The 14,681-nt window shown below is 58.2% G+C and carries 14 protein-coding genes and 2 pseudogenes; 7 read left to right on the top strand and 9 right to left on the bottom strand.

The features are described 5' to 3' along the window. Positions 1-400: 400 nt before the first annotated feature. A complete protein-coding gene (locus C6558_RS23375; protein WP_082523786.1) occupies positions 401-1,372 on the bottom strand; it encodes a LysR substrate-binding domain-containing protein in 972 nt (323 codons plus the stop codon). A 48-nt stretch (positions 1,373-1,420) separates the two neighbouring features. Between C6558_RS23375 and C6558_RS23380 the strand changes: the two genes are divergently transcribed. The 5 genes and pseudogenes from C6558_RS23380 to C6558_RS23400 form a co-directional block, all read left to right on the top strand. Next, the gene (locus tag C6558_RS23380) at positions 1,421-2,815 is read left to right on the top strand and encodes a M20 family metallopeptidase (RefSeq protein ID WP_057210949.1); all 1,395 of its coding nucleotides are present in this window, start codon (positions 1,421-1,423) and stop codon (positions 2,813-2,815) included. 67 nt (positions 2,816-2,882) lie between these two features. After that, complete coding sequence (locus tag C6558_RS23385; protein ID WP_158268948.1) at positions 2,883-3,680, top strand: transporter substrate-binding domain-containing protein; 798 nt, start codon at positions 2,883-2,885, stop codon at positions 3,678-3,680. 6 nt (positions 3,681-3,686) lie between these two features. Continuing rightward, entirely contained in the window at positions 3,687-4,397 is a 711-nt protein-coding gene (locus tag C6558_RS23390) for an ABC transporter permease (protein ID WP_063963368.1), read from the top strand. 2 nt (positions 4,398-4,399) lie between these two features. Continuing rightward, positions 4,400-5,140 (top strand): ABC transporter permease, encoded by a 741-nt coding sequence (locus C6558_RS23395; RefSeq protein ID WP_057210945.1) that lies wholly within the window; start codon positions 4,400-4,402, stop codon positions 5,138-5,140. Positions 5,141-5,225: 85 nt separating this feature from the next. Next, positions 5,226-5,512, top strand: a pseudogene (locus C6558_RS23400) (integrase core domain-containing protein); the annotation flags it as partial. 112 nt (positions 5,513-5,624) lie between these two features. Here C6558_RS23400 and tauA read toward each other — a convergent pair. After that, complete coding sequence (tauA, locus tag C6558_RS23405) at positions 5,625-6,635, bottom strand: taurine ABC transporter substrate-binding protein (RefSeq protein WP_057210941.1); 1,011 nt, start codon at positions 6,633-6,635, stop codon at positions 5,625-5,627. Positions 6,636-6,678: 43 nt separating this feature from the next. Beyond that, on the bottom strand, positions 6,679-7,653 hold the full coding sequence (gene speB, locus C6558_RS23410; RefSeq protein WP_107027731.1) for an agmatinase: 975 nt from the start codon (positions 7,651-7,653) through the stop codon (positions 6,679-6,681). Positions 7,654-7,823: 170 nt separating this feature from the next. On the opposite strand from speB, the gene C6558_RS23415 reads away from it, so the two are divergent. Further along, a complete protein-coding gene (locus tag C6558_RS23415) occupies positions 7,824-8,759 on the top strand; it encodes a LysR family transcriptional regulator (RefSeq protein WP_107027732.1) in 936 nt (311 codons plus the stop codon). A 10-nt stretch (positions 8,760-8,769) separates the two neighbouring features. On the opposite strand, the pseudogene C6558_RS23420 reads toward C6558_RS23415, so the two are convergent. Further along, positions 8,770-9,003, bottom strand: a pseudogene (locus C6558_RS23420) (XRE family transcriptional regulator); the annotation flags it as partial. 134 nt (positions 9,004-9,137) lie between these two features. Between C6558_RS23420 and C6558_RS23425 the strand changes: the two are divergent. Continuing rightward, a complete protein-coding gene (locus C6558_RS23425) occupies positions 9,138-9,935 on the top strand; it encodes an inositol monophosphatase family protein (protein ID WP_107027733.1) in 798 nt (265 codons plus the stop codon). On the opposite strand, the gene C6558_RS23430 is transcribed toward C6558_RS23425, so the two are convergent. From C6558_RS23430 to C6558_RS23450, 5 genes are all read right to left on the bottom strand, one after another. Next, positions 9,916-10,638, bottom strand: a complete 723-nt coding sequence (locus C6558_RS23430) for a glycerophosphodiester phosphodiesterase family protein (RefSeq protein WP_158268949.1) — start codon at positions 10,636-10,638, stop codon at positions 9,916-9,918. The two genes, C6558_RS23425 and C6558_RS23430, sit on opposite strands and share 20 nt — an antisense overlap. Positions 10,639-10,739: 101 nt before the next feature. Next, a complete protein-coding gene (locus C6558_RS23435) occupies positions 10,740-11,795 on the bottom strand; it encodes an ABC transporter ATP-binding protein (protein WP_107027735.1) in 1,056 nt (351 codons plus the stop codon). A 36-nt stretch (positions 11,796-11,831) separates the two neighbouring features. After that, positions 11,832-12,602 carry an ABC transporter permease gene (locus C6558_RS23440; RefSeq protein WP_371412290.1) on the bottom strand — a complete coding sequence of 257 codons (771 nt, stop codon included), beginning with the start codon at positions 12,600-12,602 and terminating at the stop codon, positions 11,832-11,834. Positions 12,603-12,637: 35 nt separating this feature from the next. Continuing rightward, positions 12,638-13,492 (bottom strand): ABC transporter permease, encoded by an 855-nt coding sequence (locus tag C6558_RS23445; RefSeq protein WP_245449197.1) that lies wholly within the window; start codon positions 13,490-13,492, stop codon positions 12,638-12,640. A 17-nt stretch (positions 13,493-13,509) separates the two neighbouring features. Then, positions 13,510-14,652, bottom strand: coding sequence for an extracellular solute-binding protein (locus C6558_RS23450; RefSeq protein WP_107027737.1), 1,143 nt, complete (start codon positions 14,650-14,652; stop codon positions 13,510-13,512). Positions 14,653-14,681 lie beyond the last annotated feature (29 nt).

A 14,681-nucleotide genomic window follows, 5' to 3' on the forward strand; every position in this document is an offset into this window, starting at 1 on the left:
CGACTGCTTAAATGCCCTGCAAAAGTGGGGAATACTAAGATTCACCACCTCGGCCAAATGAGAGAGGGATAGACCGACATCGAGGTTCTCGTCGATTTTCTCGATGACCCTGTTCAGGCTTGCCGGCGTCAATCCGCCTTTGCGAACGGAAGGAATATACCTCTGCCGACGGAGCAACTGTGCGAAGATCGTCGCAACATAGCTTTCGACTAGAAGAGCACTGTGTGGCCACCCTTGGTCCTGTATTTCTGCACCGATCCCACGCGCCGCATTCATAAGGACTGGATCCTCACAGGGACGTCGGACCAACGTGAAACTAACCAACCTGCACACGATGCGTCTCTTGCTCGAACGAGGCCGGCGAGAACAGTACTCGGACTGAAAGCACATGCGGGACTGGTTACCCCAGTTTCGCCGTCGCAAGACCTTGATCCAAGAGCCAGCTTCTTAAGATCGCAACCTCTGGTCGCGCAAGATTAGCGTCGGGTGTCATGATGACATAGGGCTGCCTAATCGGCAGCGATATCCCGAAGGCATCGACCAGCCGCCCGGTGCATAGTTCGGTCTCGACCAGGAAATCTGGAACCAGAGCGAAGCCGGCGCCCGACAGACAGGCACCGATCGCAAGGTGCACCAGATTGAACGACAAGGTTGACCGCAGTTCGAGATGCCCAAACCCAGTTGCAGCAAACCATGCTTCCCACCCTTCATCGTGCCAGCCCGGTTCGGCATAATCCACCTTGATCAGGGGCCGGGACAACAAGTCAGCAGGTGTCGACGCAGGCGGGAGGGTGGCCGCCAAGTCGGGCGAACCGACGACAATCAGGCTGCCATTGATCAGCGTATCCTGTCGGACGCCCGGAATCGTTCCACGGCCATGATAGATTGCAAGATCCGGATCCGGTTCCCTAGCGCTCCACCGGTGCGGCAGAGCCATGACAGCCACGGAGATGTCGGGATGGGCCTTGCGAAACTTGCCAATGCGGGGTGCAAGCCACTTCGTTGCGAGTGAAAACTGGCAACGAACGGTGACGGTGCTGAGCCCGCCGGGCACTCGTGCCGCAGCGCCGACGGCGGTGAGTTGATCGAAGATCGCACCGAGGCGCGTTGCAAAGACCCGGCCGGCCTCCGTCAATCCCACACCATTGGCGCGCCGTTCAAACAGCGGTCCACCGACCCACTCTTCGAGCTGTTTCATGTGATGACTGACTGCGCCCGGGGTCACGCTCAGCTCACCAGCCGCCCTGGCGAAGCTCAGATGGCGCGCCGCAGCTTCGAAAGCGCGCAGTGCGGGCAGCGGTGGTAAATGACGGGCCATGTCGAGACTCAATCCAGCTAAGGGTAACCGAGAGAAGTTTTGGTTTGCTTGCATATTCGCCCGCGTGACATCGTGCTGTCAACGCAATGAATGAGCAGGATTATGTCTAGGGATCAATCTATAGCCACCGCCGTCGCCTATCTGGCCAACGGGCGCTTTCTGGCCGATCTGACACGCCGCGTCGCAATCGCGACCGAAAGCCAGAATCCCGCACGGCGCCCGGAATGCGTGCGTTATTTAAACGAGTTCAGGCAGGATCTCACAAGCCTCGGCTTTACTGGCGACATTCTGGACAACCCGGATCCCATGGGCGGCCCGCTGCTGATCGCGCGGCGCGACGAAGCAGGACATCTGCCGACACTGCTCGTCTATGGACATGCGGACGTGGTGGCTGGCATGGAAGGCGCATGGTCGAATGGCCGTGATCCCTGGCGCGTGAGTGTCGAGGGCGACCGCCTCTACGGTCGCGGTACCGCCGACAACAAGGGCCAGCACACAATCGTGATGCTGGCTCTGGAAGCGGTTCTGGCGACGCGCGGATCCCTCGGCTTTAACGTCGTGGTGCTTATCGAAACCTCTGAGGAGACCGGTTCGGCCGGACTTCACCAGATTTGTTCGGAACATCGTTCGAAGCTCAAGGCCGATTGGCTGATCTCATCGGACGGACCTCGCCTGGCCCGCGACCGCGCGACACTTGATGGTGGCACCCGTGGAACCGTTGATTTCGATCTGATCTGCGATCTCAGGGCTGGCGCACATCATTCCGGCAATTGGGGCGGCCTGATTGCCAACCCGGCCGTGATCCTCGCCAACGCCATCTCCAGCCTGGTGTCGGCGACCGGTCAAATCAATGTTCGAGGAATTCTTCCGACTGAAGTTCCTCCAGGCGTCATGGCCGCACTCGGTCGAATAGAGCTTCAAGCCGAGAGCGGCGGCCCGGAGCTTGACGGCTGGTGGGGCGAGCCGGGATTGACGCCATCGCAACGCGTCTTCGGCTGGACGGCGCTCGAAGTCTTGGCGATGACGGCAGGCACGCCGGCTCTACCGATCAATGCCATTCCGCCCCGCGCATCTGCACGACTGCAGATCCGTTACACCGTCGATACCGATCCGGCGGGCTTCATGCAGACAATTCGCGCCTACCTCGACGAAAACGGCTTTGGCAATGTCGCCGTCGTCCCAAAGGCAACAGAACTGGAATGGGGCGCCACACGCCTCGATCCCGAGCATCCCTTGATGCGCTGGGCGGCTGCGTCCGTTCGAAGGACGACGGCGGTGGAACCGACAATTCTGCCGAATGCCGGAGGCTCTCTACCGAACGATTGCTTCGCAGATCTGTTAGGAATTCCAACAGTCTGGGTGCCGCACTCCTATTCGGGATGCTGTCAGCATGCGCCGGACGAACATCTGCTGACGCCACTTGTCGCAGAGGGTCTTGCAATCATGGCAGGCCTGTTCTGGGACCTCGGCACGGACGACCGACCCGAACGCTTTTGAACCTGCCAACACAAATACAATGAGGGGGACAATCATGAAAGCAAAATGGACGGAACTGGTCGCAGCATTGACGCTTGCAGCATTATGCGCGACGCCGGTCTTGGCTGAGGACTTACCTGAAGTGCGCATCGGAACGGATGGCGGCTATCTTCCCTGGACCTCGATGACGCCTGCGGGAGAACTGACCGGTTTCGATATTGAACTGGCAAGGCTCGTGTGTCAGCGAATGCAGCGCAGCTGCCGCTTCACCGCCCAACCCTGGGAAGGACAGATTCCCGCTCTTGAGCAGGGCAAATATGACATCCTCGTCGGTGGGATATCGATCACCCCAGAGCGGCAGAAACGCCTTGCCTTCACGCAGAGCTACGGCAACCTGCCGATCAATTTTGCGGCCGCCAAAAATTCCGGCCTGAACGGGAAAAGCTCCTGGGCAGAGCTCAAGAATGCGCTGGTAGGCAAGACGGTCGGCGTCCAATCCGGCACGCAAAGTCAAAAGTTCATGGACAATGAACTGAAGGGCGAAGTTAACGTCCGCCTCTACGACAATCAGGACAGCCTCAATCTCGACCTATTGGCTGGAAGGATTGACGCCGCACTTGCGGGGCGTTCCCCGTGGATAGCTCTCACGGGTTCGTCACAAGGCGAAACGATCGAGATCCTGTCACCCAATCTTGATTTCGAGCAGTTCGACTATCTCGGCGTCGGTGTCGGCGGACTGATGCGCAAGGATACCGCGGAGCTTCGCAAAGCATGGGACGTGGCCCTTTGCCAACTGAAGAAAGACGGCGAAGTCACACGGATTTCGCAGCAATGGTTTGGTTTCGATATCTCGACCAAGGCCGACCCGAAAATCTGCGGAGAATGATTTTTGATGGCTGCGGACGCGTCCATTCTTCAAATGCTGGCCTGGGGCGATCAGGGCTGGTCCAGGCCGCTCCTTTTCGGACTCGGCGTCACCGTAACCTGCGCGAGCCTCGGCTACGTTCTCGGTGTCGCCCTTGGGTTTGCGATTGCACTGGCGAAGCTCGGAAGCAATCGCTGGATCGCGGGCGCAGCCAATCTCTATACGACGGTGATGCGAGGAGTGCCGCCCTTGCTCGTCATTTTCCTTCTCTTTTTCGGAACCAACGGGGCGCTGATGTGGGTCGCGCGCGGTTTCGGTTACACCGGCTACATCGAGATAGACGCGTTTTCGGTCGGCGTGATGGCCGTCACCCTCGTCTCGGCATCCTATAGCTCCGAAGTGTTCCGCGGCGCGCACGGCACAATTCCAGCCGGACAGTTCGAGGCTTTCGCCGCGCTCGGCCTTCGTCCGTTTCTGGGACTCTATTTGGTCATCATGCCGCAAATGTTCCGGCAGGCCCTGCCGGGCCTGGGCAATGTCTGGATCATGGCCATCAAGGAAACGACACTGCTTTCCGTGATCTCTGTGGCCGAGCTTATGCGGGTCGTCGGCCTCGCCGGGCGCACGACCGGACAACCCTTCGTCTTTTACGGCGCCGCGGCTGTCATCTATTTCGTGCTTGTCGCCGTATCCTCGCGGGTGTTCGTCGCCGTCGAGAACAGAATGCGCTGGGGCTGATCATGGATTTCGAAACGACACTACACGTTGCTAGCGAACTGGCTGGCGCAATCTGGGTCACATTGGCACTTGCGGCTGCAACCCTCCCACTTGGTTTCGTCCTGGCGGGTATTGCCACTTGGGCGCGTGCTTCGCGTCATGGGTCTCTTCGGGCTATCGCATCAGCCTATGTTCTAGCGTTCCGCTCCACGCCGCTGCTGGTTCAGATCTTCGTACTTTACTATGGCCTCAGCCAGTTCGCATGGCTGCGCGAAAGTCCAGCATGGATCCTGTTGAGGGAGCCTTTCGCCTGTGCTGTGATCGCCATGAGCCTTTGCTCGGGCGCATATACGGCCGAGGTGATGCGCGGCGGTCTGGCCGCCGTGCCCAAAGGCGCGATCGAGGCAGCCCGCGCGCTGGGACTGTCGTCGATCAAGGTCTTTTTTCTCGTCACCGCTCCGATAGCTGTGAGACGCGCTTTGCCGGCCTACAGCAACGAGATCGTCGTGTCGCTCAAGGCGACGTCGCTTGCCAGCACCATCACGGTGATGGAACTGACCGGTGTAGCAAAGGATCTGATGAGCGAGACCTTCGCCGTCATCCAGGTATTCTGCATGGTAGCCGCCATATATTTGGTCATCAATTCGGCACTGATCCTGGGATTGCGTTTGTTGGAAATCTACCTTGCTCCACCACACGAGCGGCCGCTTAGGCATCAGCGCGGGAGAAATCGAAAGGCTGAAGTAAGTTCAGCGGATGCATGAGAGGTGCGATCGAGCTCAAACGATTAGAATCGCGCGAAAGTCATTGACGTTCGTGCCCGTAGGTGTGGTCACAACTAGATCCACCACTACATCGATCTCCCGAGATCTCGACCTTTGGGCCCATGCCAACAACGTCATGCTGGACTTCTCGCGGCCCGGCAAGCCGACTGACAACGGCTCCATCGAGGCGCTCAATAGCAAGTCCGCGCGGAATGCCTGAACGTTCATTGGTTCCTGACCCTTGCGGATTCACGCGAAAAGTTGGTGACTTGGCGTCGATCCTACAACGATGAACGTCGTCACTCGGCGATCGGTTACAAGGCTCTGATCCTGCTTAATAATCCCGGTGGCGAGATCAGCAAGCCATCGTGATCACAGCCGGAAAACTCCAGACGATAAAGCGAACCCGTCCACACCATCATAAGAAGGGAATGCTCGGGGGCCTATAAAAGTCCCCCGAGGCGCTCGTGCAGCAGCCAAAAGATTACTCTGCGCGTTCCAGATAGTCATCCGTAACGAACCCTGAATAATCATCGAGAACCGTCCCGATCTTTCCCTGCGATTTCAGAAAGTCCGCCGTCAGCTTCAGTGTTTTTGCTCCGCCGCCTTCTGCCGCACACCCTAACCAGGAGCATGAAATTTGCTCGCTGAGCGATGGATATCTATAGTTGGAAATATCCTCTGCAACAGTCTCGGCATCAGCACCAAAAAGATTGGATATCAGCTTTACGTTGTCCGATTCAGCGCCCCATTCGGACCTGTTACTCTTGTAGTCCTGATTGGCGGCATTGATGATGCCGACAAACTGGCGCATGAAATCGCTGTTCTTTTCGGCGAAGCTGGTGGTGGCGACCATTCCTTCGAACGTGCAGCGCCCCATTTGGCAAATCTCGCCTGAGGTGACCAAAGGCTTGCCATCCAACTTTAGGCGCGCCATTGCAGCCCCCCAGATGAATGCACCGTCAACATCCTTGCGCTCCCAAGCAGCAGCAGCTTTATTCGGGTCGAGGTTCAACACTGTGGTCTGGCCATCAATGCCCCATTGCTCCAGCGCATACATCAACTGGTAGTGGCTCGTGCTGGCGAAGGGAACCGCAAGCTTCTTGCCGGCGAGATCGGCAGGCTTGTTGATGCCAGAGTCATTGCGGACATAGAGTGCTTCAGCGCTAGCAATGTCCTCCAGTATCCAGAACAGCTTGATGTCCAGGCCGGCCGTCGCTGCGACCGCCAACGGGCTTGAGCCCAGCACGCTGATATCAATCGACCCCGACGCCATGGCACTGATAATTTCCGCGCCGGTGTTGAACTGGCGCCAATTGATCGTGTAGCCAGTTTGCGTCTCAAATGACTTGTCGGCAACACGAGCGACCCAAGGGCTCGGCGTGAGCTGGTAGGCGATGTTCACTACATTTTGCTCGGCTTGTGCGGGACGTACCGATGGCAACGAAACCAAGAGCGTCACGCCGGCCATCGCTATGGCGTTGTTCAATTTCATCTGTTCCTCCAATAGTTTACTTAAACTTCTGCTTTCTGAAAAATTATGCCCTGACTCTCGCGATACCGCTGGCCGCAACGCAGAGGATCTCGAATAACAGCGTGGCCGCAGCGAGCGCCGTGTTGCCACTCAGATCGAATGGTGGGGAAACCTCGACAACATCCGCACCGACGCAATTGATGCCATCAAGACCTCGAACGAGAAGTTGGGCCTCGTGCGTGGTCATACCGCCAATTTCAGGGGTTCCTGTTCCTGGCGCGTAAGCGGGATCAAGCGCATCGATATCGAAGCTGATGTACGTCGGAGCAGAGCCAACAACGGCGTGCGCCTCGCGCAGAGCCCGTTCGACGCCCAACGTTCTGTATTCGTCAAAGTCGATGACACGGATACCCTGCTCGCGCCCCCATCCATCATCACCATCGGCGTACAGCGCTCCTCGTATTCCAATCTGTACCGTGCGCTTTGGGTCGAGAATTCCCTCCTCGATGGCTCGACGGAAGGGTGTTCCGTGGGTGTACTTCTGACCACCGAAATAGGAATCCCATGTATCCGTATGCGCATCTATGTGGACCATGCCCAACGGCCCGAAACGTCGGCTGACCGCACGCATGACGGGCAGCGTTGACAAATGATCACCGCCGACAAAAAGCGGAAGAATGCCTGAGACGCAAACCTCGCCAGCAAACCGCTCGATACGCGTCATCGAATCTGCCAGATCTGCCGGATTTACTGGGGTGTCACCGAGATCTGCGCACCGACACAATGCAAATGGATTAATGCCGCTCGCACGGTTCACATTGCGAACCATGGTGGATGCATCACGTACCTGCCGTGGTCCCTGCCTGGCGCCCGGGCGATTGGTTGTTCCTCCATCCCAGGGAACACCAAACAGACCGATCTGCACGTCGTTCCAATCGGGAGTACCCGGGAGGACTTGCGGCAACCGCATCAAGGTGGCCGCCCCGGCATATCGCGGCATCTCCGTCCCTGTTATGGGGGTGAATCTTGGATCAGACATGACAACTCCTCCAACGTCCATTTCTCGACATTGGATTGCTCTCACGTCGTGTGGCGCAGACGAATAGCTAGTTGAACAAGTTGACTTCTCACCAAACCGAAGTGATCATCGACTAGGGGTATTCTTGTCTATTCATTGCCGATTGCGACAACACTGCCTGGGGTGTATGCGTGCGAGCTGTTTCAGATTTTGACCTTCGCCTCTTCACCGTTTTCAGGACGGTAGTCGACTGCGGAGGACTATCCGCATCCCAACCGATTCTCGATATGAGCCTTTCCAACATCAGCACGCACCTTGCAAACCTGGAGAAAAGAGTTGGATTCAAGGTTTGCCACCGAGGGCGATCCGGGTTCAGACTGACACCGGGCGGTACGGAGCTTTATTCATCCATCACCGAACTTTTCGAGTCGATAGACGAGTTCCGCAGTAAAACATGGCTGACGAAGAAACGGATCGGCCGCGAATTGTCGCTTGGAATCGTTGACGGGCTAATCTCGGAGCACCAATTCAAACTGCAACGCGCTATTCATAAACTGGGATTAATCGACGACGACATACTTATAAGGATCGACGTTCTTTCGCCCGACAAGCTGAAGAGCAGTCTGGCCAACGGGGATGTGGACTTCATCGTCGGCCCCACTTCCATCGCCTCGGAATCCGTCGTCATCAAGGAAGCCTTTCACGAGAGGATGACCTTGTTCTGCTCCGCGCAGCATGCTCTGGCCGACAAGAAAACGCAGAAGGATAAGATATTCAATCAAGACGACAAGTTCGGGTTTGTCTCGCGGGGTTATCTCCGGGAATCCTTACAGCCCGCCTTCATCCCCAATTTCGAAACGGCAGCAATTGTGCACTCGATGGAGGCCGCAGCGATGTTGATACTGAGCGGGAAATATATCGGATACCTTCCGGACCATTACGCAAAGACATGGGAAGATCTCAACGAGATGGTGCGTATCATGCCTGATGTTACAAGCCATGTCGTACCGTTTGGTCTTATGTATCGACGCGATCATAAATTACCGCTGCCGGCCAAACTGCTACTCGAATACCTCAAACCTTCGATTGCCCCCACGGAAAATTCTCAAAACCCGCCGGCGGCTTGATTGCAGCCATTTAGCGAAAATCACCGCGGGCAACGCTTTCGGCCGCTGCAAGGATGTCGTCGTCATGGCCGCGTTTCAGCACATCGAGCCCCGTCCGCTCATCCAGAGCGCCATGCGGCGTAATTAGGAAACGGTAAACCGCCCATGAGCTGCCCAGAATCGCATGCAACTTCGGGAGCGCAGCATAGGGCCGTCCAACCCGGTCGAGTTGCCATGCCGGAAAGCGGAAGCCGCGTTTGGCGCCCACAGCTTCTGGCGAGCAAGCCAGTCGAAGCTGTGCGCAAGCCCACCTGGCGGCCAAACCGATCAATAGCTTGCTCAGCTGGAAATGACCTGTTATGACCAGTCCGATGTAAACCCACTTTGGAAAGGCGATCCATGTCATTTCAGCCGAGCGACGTAGCATCAGCGATGATAGATGCGGCGCGCGCTGGCGGTGCCATCGCTCTAAAATACTACGCTGCGAACGAGACCATCGGCATGGTCGAGAAAGCGCCCCGGGACTATCAGCTGGCGGCCGACATCGCGACCGAACGCGCGATTGCAGCTGTGCTCAATGAGAAATGCCCGGACGCGGGGATTGTCGGCGAGGAAAAGACAAGCGACCGGGCTGGAGACGGCCGGCGGACATTCATCATTGACCCGATCGACGGGACGTCGAACTTCGCGTTCCATATTCCATTCTTTGCGCAGGTCATTTCGCATCTGGAAGACGGCCGAGTAACGGCTGGCGTCGTCTTCGACCCAATCCGTGACGAAATGTTTGTCGCGGAGACAGGTAGAGGCGCATATCTGAACGGCAAGCGGCTGCCCGTTTGCGGCGATGTGTTGCCGGAGCGATCCGTTGTCGGTGTCGGACTTCCCATCCCCGGACAGGTCCAGGGGATATCGGTTGAGCGCTATCACACCGCCCTGCGCGCGGTGATCGACCGGGCGGCCGTCACCAGGCGGCTTGGTTCCGCTGCGCTTTCCGTTGCCTATGTCGCAGCCGGGCGGCACCACGCTTGTTTCGAAGATGGGCTCGACACGCTCGACTATCTCGCGTCTGCACTGCTGGTCAGGGAGTGCGGAGGCGTGGTTACCGACTTCCAGGGAAACGAGCAGAATGGCAATGGCGCAGTTCTCGCCAGCGTGCCGGCACTTCAGCGCTGGCTGCTCAGCCTATTTGCGGAATAAGCCGGTCTAGCATGTTTTCAAGAACAAGCGGCTCGTCCGTCGTGATTTGATCAACGCCTGCTTGTACCAGCCGGCACAATGTCTCCTCGACCCCGTGGTGGTCGGCATTGAGTGTATATGCGTCGACCTTCATCCCCACCGAATGAAAAATCGAGACGACGTTCACGCCGGCATCGAGGCCGGCAAGTATGATCGGGTATTCGAGATAGACATATGCCGCAAACGGCACTGTATGGACGGCATCGCCGGCGAAGGCCTCAAAAGCGCCGGTTCGGCGGAGCCTTGTCAGCGTGTCGTCGCGGCAAGGGTCGTAACCGATCTTGAGCCCCGGTAGGCCAGCGCCAAGGCTGAGCAGTCCTGCCGGGTCATCTCCGGAAAGGATAAAGCGATCTGCACAGGATGCGAGACATGCATGGAAATGCTGACGATGGCCGGCAGAAAGCGCCCCGATGTCGTCCTTGAAATCCAGCTGCATCAAAGCGTCCGGGTGAACCGCGTCACCGTCCATCGCCGCGGCAAGATCGCCAAGCAGCATGGGTTGCAGGTCGGTCAGATGGCCATCATCGGTGCGCATTATCATTGACCTGACATCCGACGACGTGAAATCCCGCACCGGACCAGCAGCACTCGTTTCCCGATCGACTGTCGCATCGTGCAGACAGACGAAATCGCCGTCGCCAAGGGCGCGCAGATCCACTTCCATCGATGCGCCGCATGCCCACCCCTGCAACATGCTGGTGAGACCGAACGCACAGTCGGATCGGACCTGGCGCAAGCGATGCCACTTGAGGGAGGGACGCAAACTCATCTGGAGACTGAGACCGAACGAAAGACGTCGTGCCCGTCCTTGAAGACGGAGAAATGAACGGGATCAAGGAATATTTCCTGCCCCGGTTCGAGTACCGTCTCCGTGTCGGCATGTATCTTCACGCGGTTGACGCCGTCGGTTGTCGCCTCGACGGTGCGGTAAGCTCCGAAATGGACCACCCTGGTAATCTTCGCCGATGCCGAAGTGTGTCCACCTTGGGCAGCGATCGCCAGCTTCTCCGGCCGAACAGCAAGCGTTGCCTCACCATCCGGCAATGGTACTTTTACTCTGAAACCGGCAGCATCCATCACCCCGGACGAAACACGCCCGTCGATCAGGTTCATCGCGCCGATGAAGCCGGCGACAAACCTGTCCTGCGGCTGTGCGTAGATATCGGCTGGTCCACCGACTTGGTTGATCTTTCCAACCGACATCACAACGACCCGATCCGCTATCGCAAGCGCCTCGTCCTGCCCGTGGGTTACGAAGACGGTGGTGATGCCAAGCTCGCGCTGAATGTTGCGCACTTCCTCGCGCAGCCTCTCCCTGAGATGTTGGTCGAGGCTGGCGAAAGGTTCGTCCATCAGCAGTATCTTGGGCTCAAGAACGATGCATCGCGCGATGGCAACGCGTTGCTGCTGGCCGCCCGAAAGACGCAGCGGACTGCGCTTGCCATAGCCGCTGAGACCGACCAGATCGAGCGCTGCATCGACCTTGCGGGCAATTTCCGTTCGGCTCATCTTTCTGAGCTTCAACCCGAACGCGATGTTTTCAAAGACGTTCATATGCGTCCAGAGCGCGTGGCTTTGAAAGACCATCCCGGTCGGGCGGCTTTCCGGCGCGCTCGCCGTTACGTCGATACCATCGATGAGAACGCTACCTGCCGTGGGCTTTTCGAAGCCTCCCATGATCCGCAGGAGCGTCGACTTGCCCGATCCCGACGGTCCGAGCAGGCAGACCAGTTCCCCCGATGCTATTTCGAGAGAGATGTCGCGGACTGCGGCCATGTTGCCGTAGCGCTTCTCGATTCCCTTCAGTTCCAATTTCGCCATTTCAACAGAACTCCGACAACACGCGTGCGTGCGGCGTCATGCGCCAAATCCTTTTGCAAACTGGTTCGACGCCAGGACACGGCGAGCAAACAACAATGCGATGAACGATGGCACCCAAAGCAGAACCGAGAGGACGGCCCCATATTGCACCACGATCTGCCCGGTAATCATCTGCAGCATCACCATTGGCATCGTGCGCAGCTTGGGAGCGCCGACCAGCCATGCGCCTTCTGTCTCGTAAAAGGTCGAAACAAATGTGAGCAGCATCGCTGCCCCGATAGCGGGGGCGGCTTGGGGAATGGTGATGCGTATGAATGTCCGCACGGGCCCGGCCCCCACATCACGCGCGGCTTCCTCTAACCGGCGGTCGACGCCGCGGAATGCCGCCGACGGGAGCCAGATCATGATCAGCATGGTATTCAGCAACTGCACCAGGACGATGCCCCAGAACGTGCCCACCAGGCGCAGGCTCAGGAACAGCGTCGCGATCATCACGATGAGCCCGAATCGGGGAAAGGCGTTGATTGCGAGGAACGACATCATGAAGGTCCGGCGCCCGACGAACTCCATCCGTGCGAAGGCATAGGCCGCCGGCAGACAGATCACCGCCGACAGAAGCGTCACAGTGACCGAAAGGGCAAGTGACAGGCGCAAGGCCGACAGAACGTCGGCCCGCGCCAGGGTCGTGTGCCAGTAGCGCAAGCCCCATTCGGTCGGAAGCAGCGCCGGGTAGGTCCATTTCTCGGCAAAAGCCCAGAGAAAGACCGTCGCGATGGGCATCACCACATAGGCAATGAGGACAAGCATGATGACGATGCCGACGATGGTACTGGCGCGGATCTTCATACGTCCTGCTTTCTCGTCAGCATGACGACATAGAGGATGCCAAACACGGAGCAGGTCAGGAAAGTGATCACCGCCTGCGCTGCGGCAAAATCGGGCTGACGGACTTCCGAAAATGTCCTCAGCATGTAAGGGCCCATCATCTCCGGAGACGCCGGTCCCAGCATGTAGGGGATAACGAACGAGCCGAAGAGGCTGATGACGTTCAAGGCGACCACGACCAGAAGCGAGTCGACCATGAGCGGCAGAATGATGCGATGGAAGATGACGACATACCCGGCTCCGACATCGCGCGCGGCCTCGATCGCCTCCTGTGACACCTTGGCCATCCCCGCGGTCAGGATAAGCAAGGTCAAGGGCATATGGTCCCAGACCAAGCCGATGACCGGCCCCCACGGAGTCAGATATGGCGAGTTATAGGATCTGAAGCCGACGACCTCTAGCAGCGACTGGAGCAAGCCGTTCGGGCCGATGTATCGAATGAGCGCATAGGCGACGATGATACCCGGCACGAACATCGGAAAAAGCGCCAGGGCTTGAACGACGGCGGCCAAGCGGCTGCGGGTGAAATGCAGATAGATGGCGATCGGCAGACAAATGGCGATCAACAGAACCAACGTCACCACCGTCGTCCACACGGTGCGAACATAGTTGGCAACACTGTAGGGATCAGTGAAGAACCGATGATATCGAGCAAGGCTCCAGGAGACGGAGCCGTCGGCTGCGGTCTCCTGGAGTGTTTGCAGGACAGAAACGCCAGCGGGATAAAGCAGCAGGCAGACCATGACTGCAAGCGGCGGACCGATTAGCAGCAGTCCTTTCAGGTTTCGTGTAGAGTTGCCTTCGCTTCCCAAACCAGCGCTCCGATCTCTTAGTTTCGCGCGATCGCGGGCGCGACGTTGCGATACCAGCCGTCATTGACGGCGGCTTCCCACTCGCCGTCGGGGAAGGCAGGTATCGACTTCGGAATGATGTCGGCATTTGCGGTGCGGATTTCGTCCGAAAGATAGGACCATTCGATCGACGGGAACCCGGCGATCTGATCGACGATCTGTTCCTGGACGGCGGGCGAAATGAGGACGTTTGCGAGTTTGGTCGCCGCCTCGATGTTCGTGGCATTGGTCGGAATGGTGCAATAGGCAAACCCGCCAACGAATGCCAGATCCTGCAGTTGCGCGAGCTTGATATGAGACGGTAGCTCACCCGATTTCAGGCCGGACAGGGCCTGATCCGACCAGGTTGGCACCATCGAGACGACACCCGATACAAGCAATTGCAGCGACGGCGTGTTGCCGGCCGTGTAGGATCCGCCCTGGTAGAGCGAAGGTGCGAGATCCCTCAGGATCTCCCAGGCCGGCGGCAGCATCGCGTCGGCTTTTTCCTTGCTGAAATTGGCTGCCGTGAATGCAGACGGGTCTCGTCCGTTGGCTTCGTGGATCGCGCGCCGCACGAAATTGCCGCCGGATCCGCCCTTGTCCGGACGATTGTAGATGAACTGGCCGGGCGTTGCCTTGATCCAGGCCGTCAGTTCCTCCCAGGTCTTTGGCGGCGTCTGCACCTTGGTGGAGTCATAGGCCAGAACCACCTGTGACCCACGGTATGGCAGGCCGAAATTCGTATCGATCGCAAGCTTGTTGAGCTTCGAATAGTTGCTCATCGATGCCTTGGAAAAATCGAGCCAGAGACCGGCATCGATCGCACCGACCGTATTGCGTGGATTGAAGGCCTCCATCACATCGACCTGCGGATCGCTCTTTGTCTTCAGCGCCGCAAGAGCTCGGTCGGCCAGGGCCATCATGCCCGAGTTTCCGTCAGACACAGTCACGTTGACGACGAGGTCTGGGAGTTCTTGCTGCAGGGCCGGAACGACGACATTGGACCAGAAATCCGCCACGTTCTGATCGCTCCCCACGATCACTTCGACCGCCCCGTCAGCGCTAAAGGCTACCCTGGGGCTGATGGCAATTGCCGTAGCAGCTGCCGCTGCGGATGCAAGGAATTCCCGACGTTTCATATGCATGCTCCCACGTTGCGTTTGATGTG

The organism is Ensifer sp. NM-2 (assembly GCF_003024455.1).
Classification (GTDB): Bacteria; Pseudomonadota; Alphaproteobacteria; order Rhizobiales; family Rhizobiaceae; genus Ensifer; species Ensifer canadensis.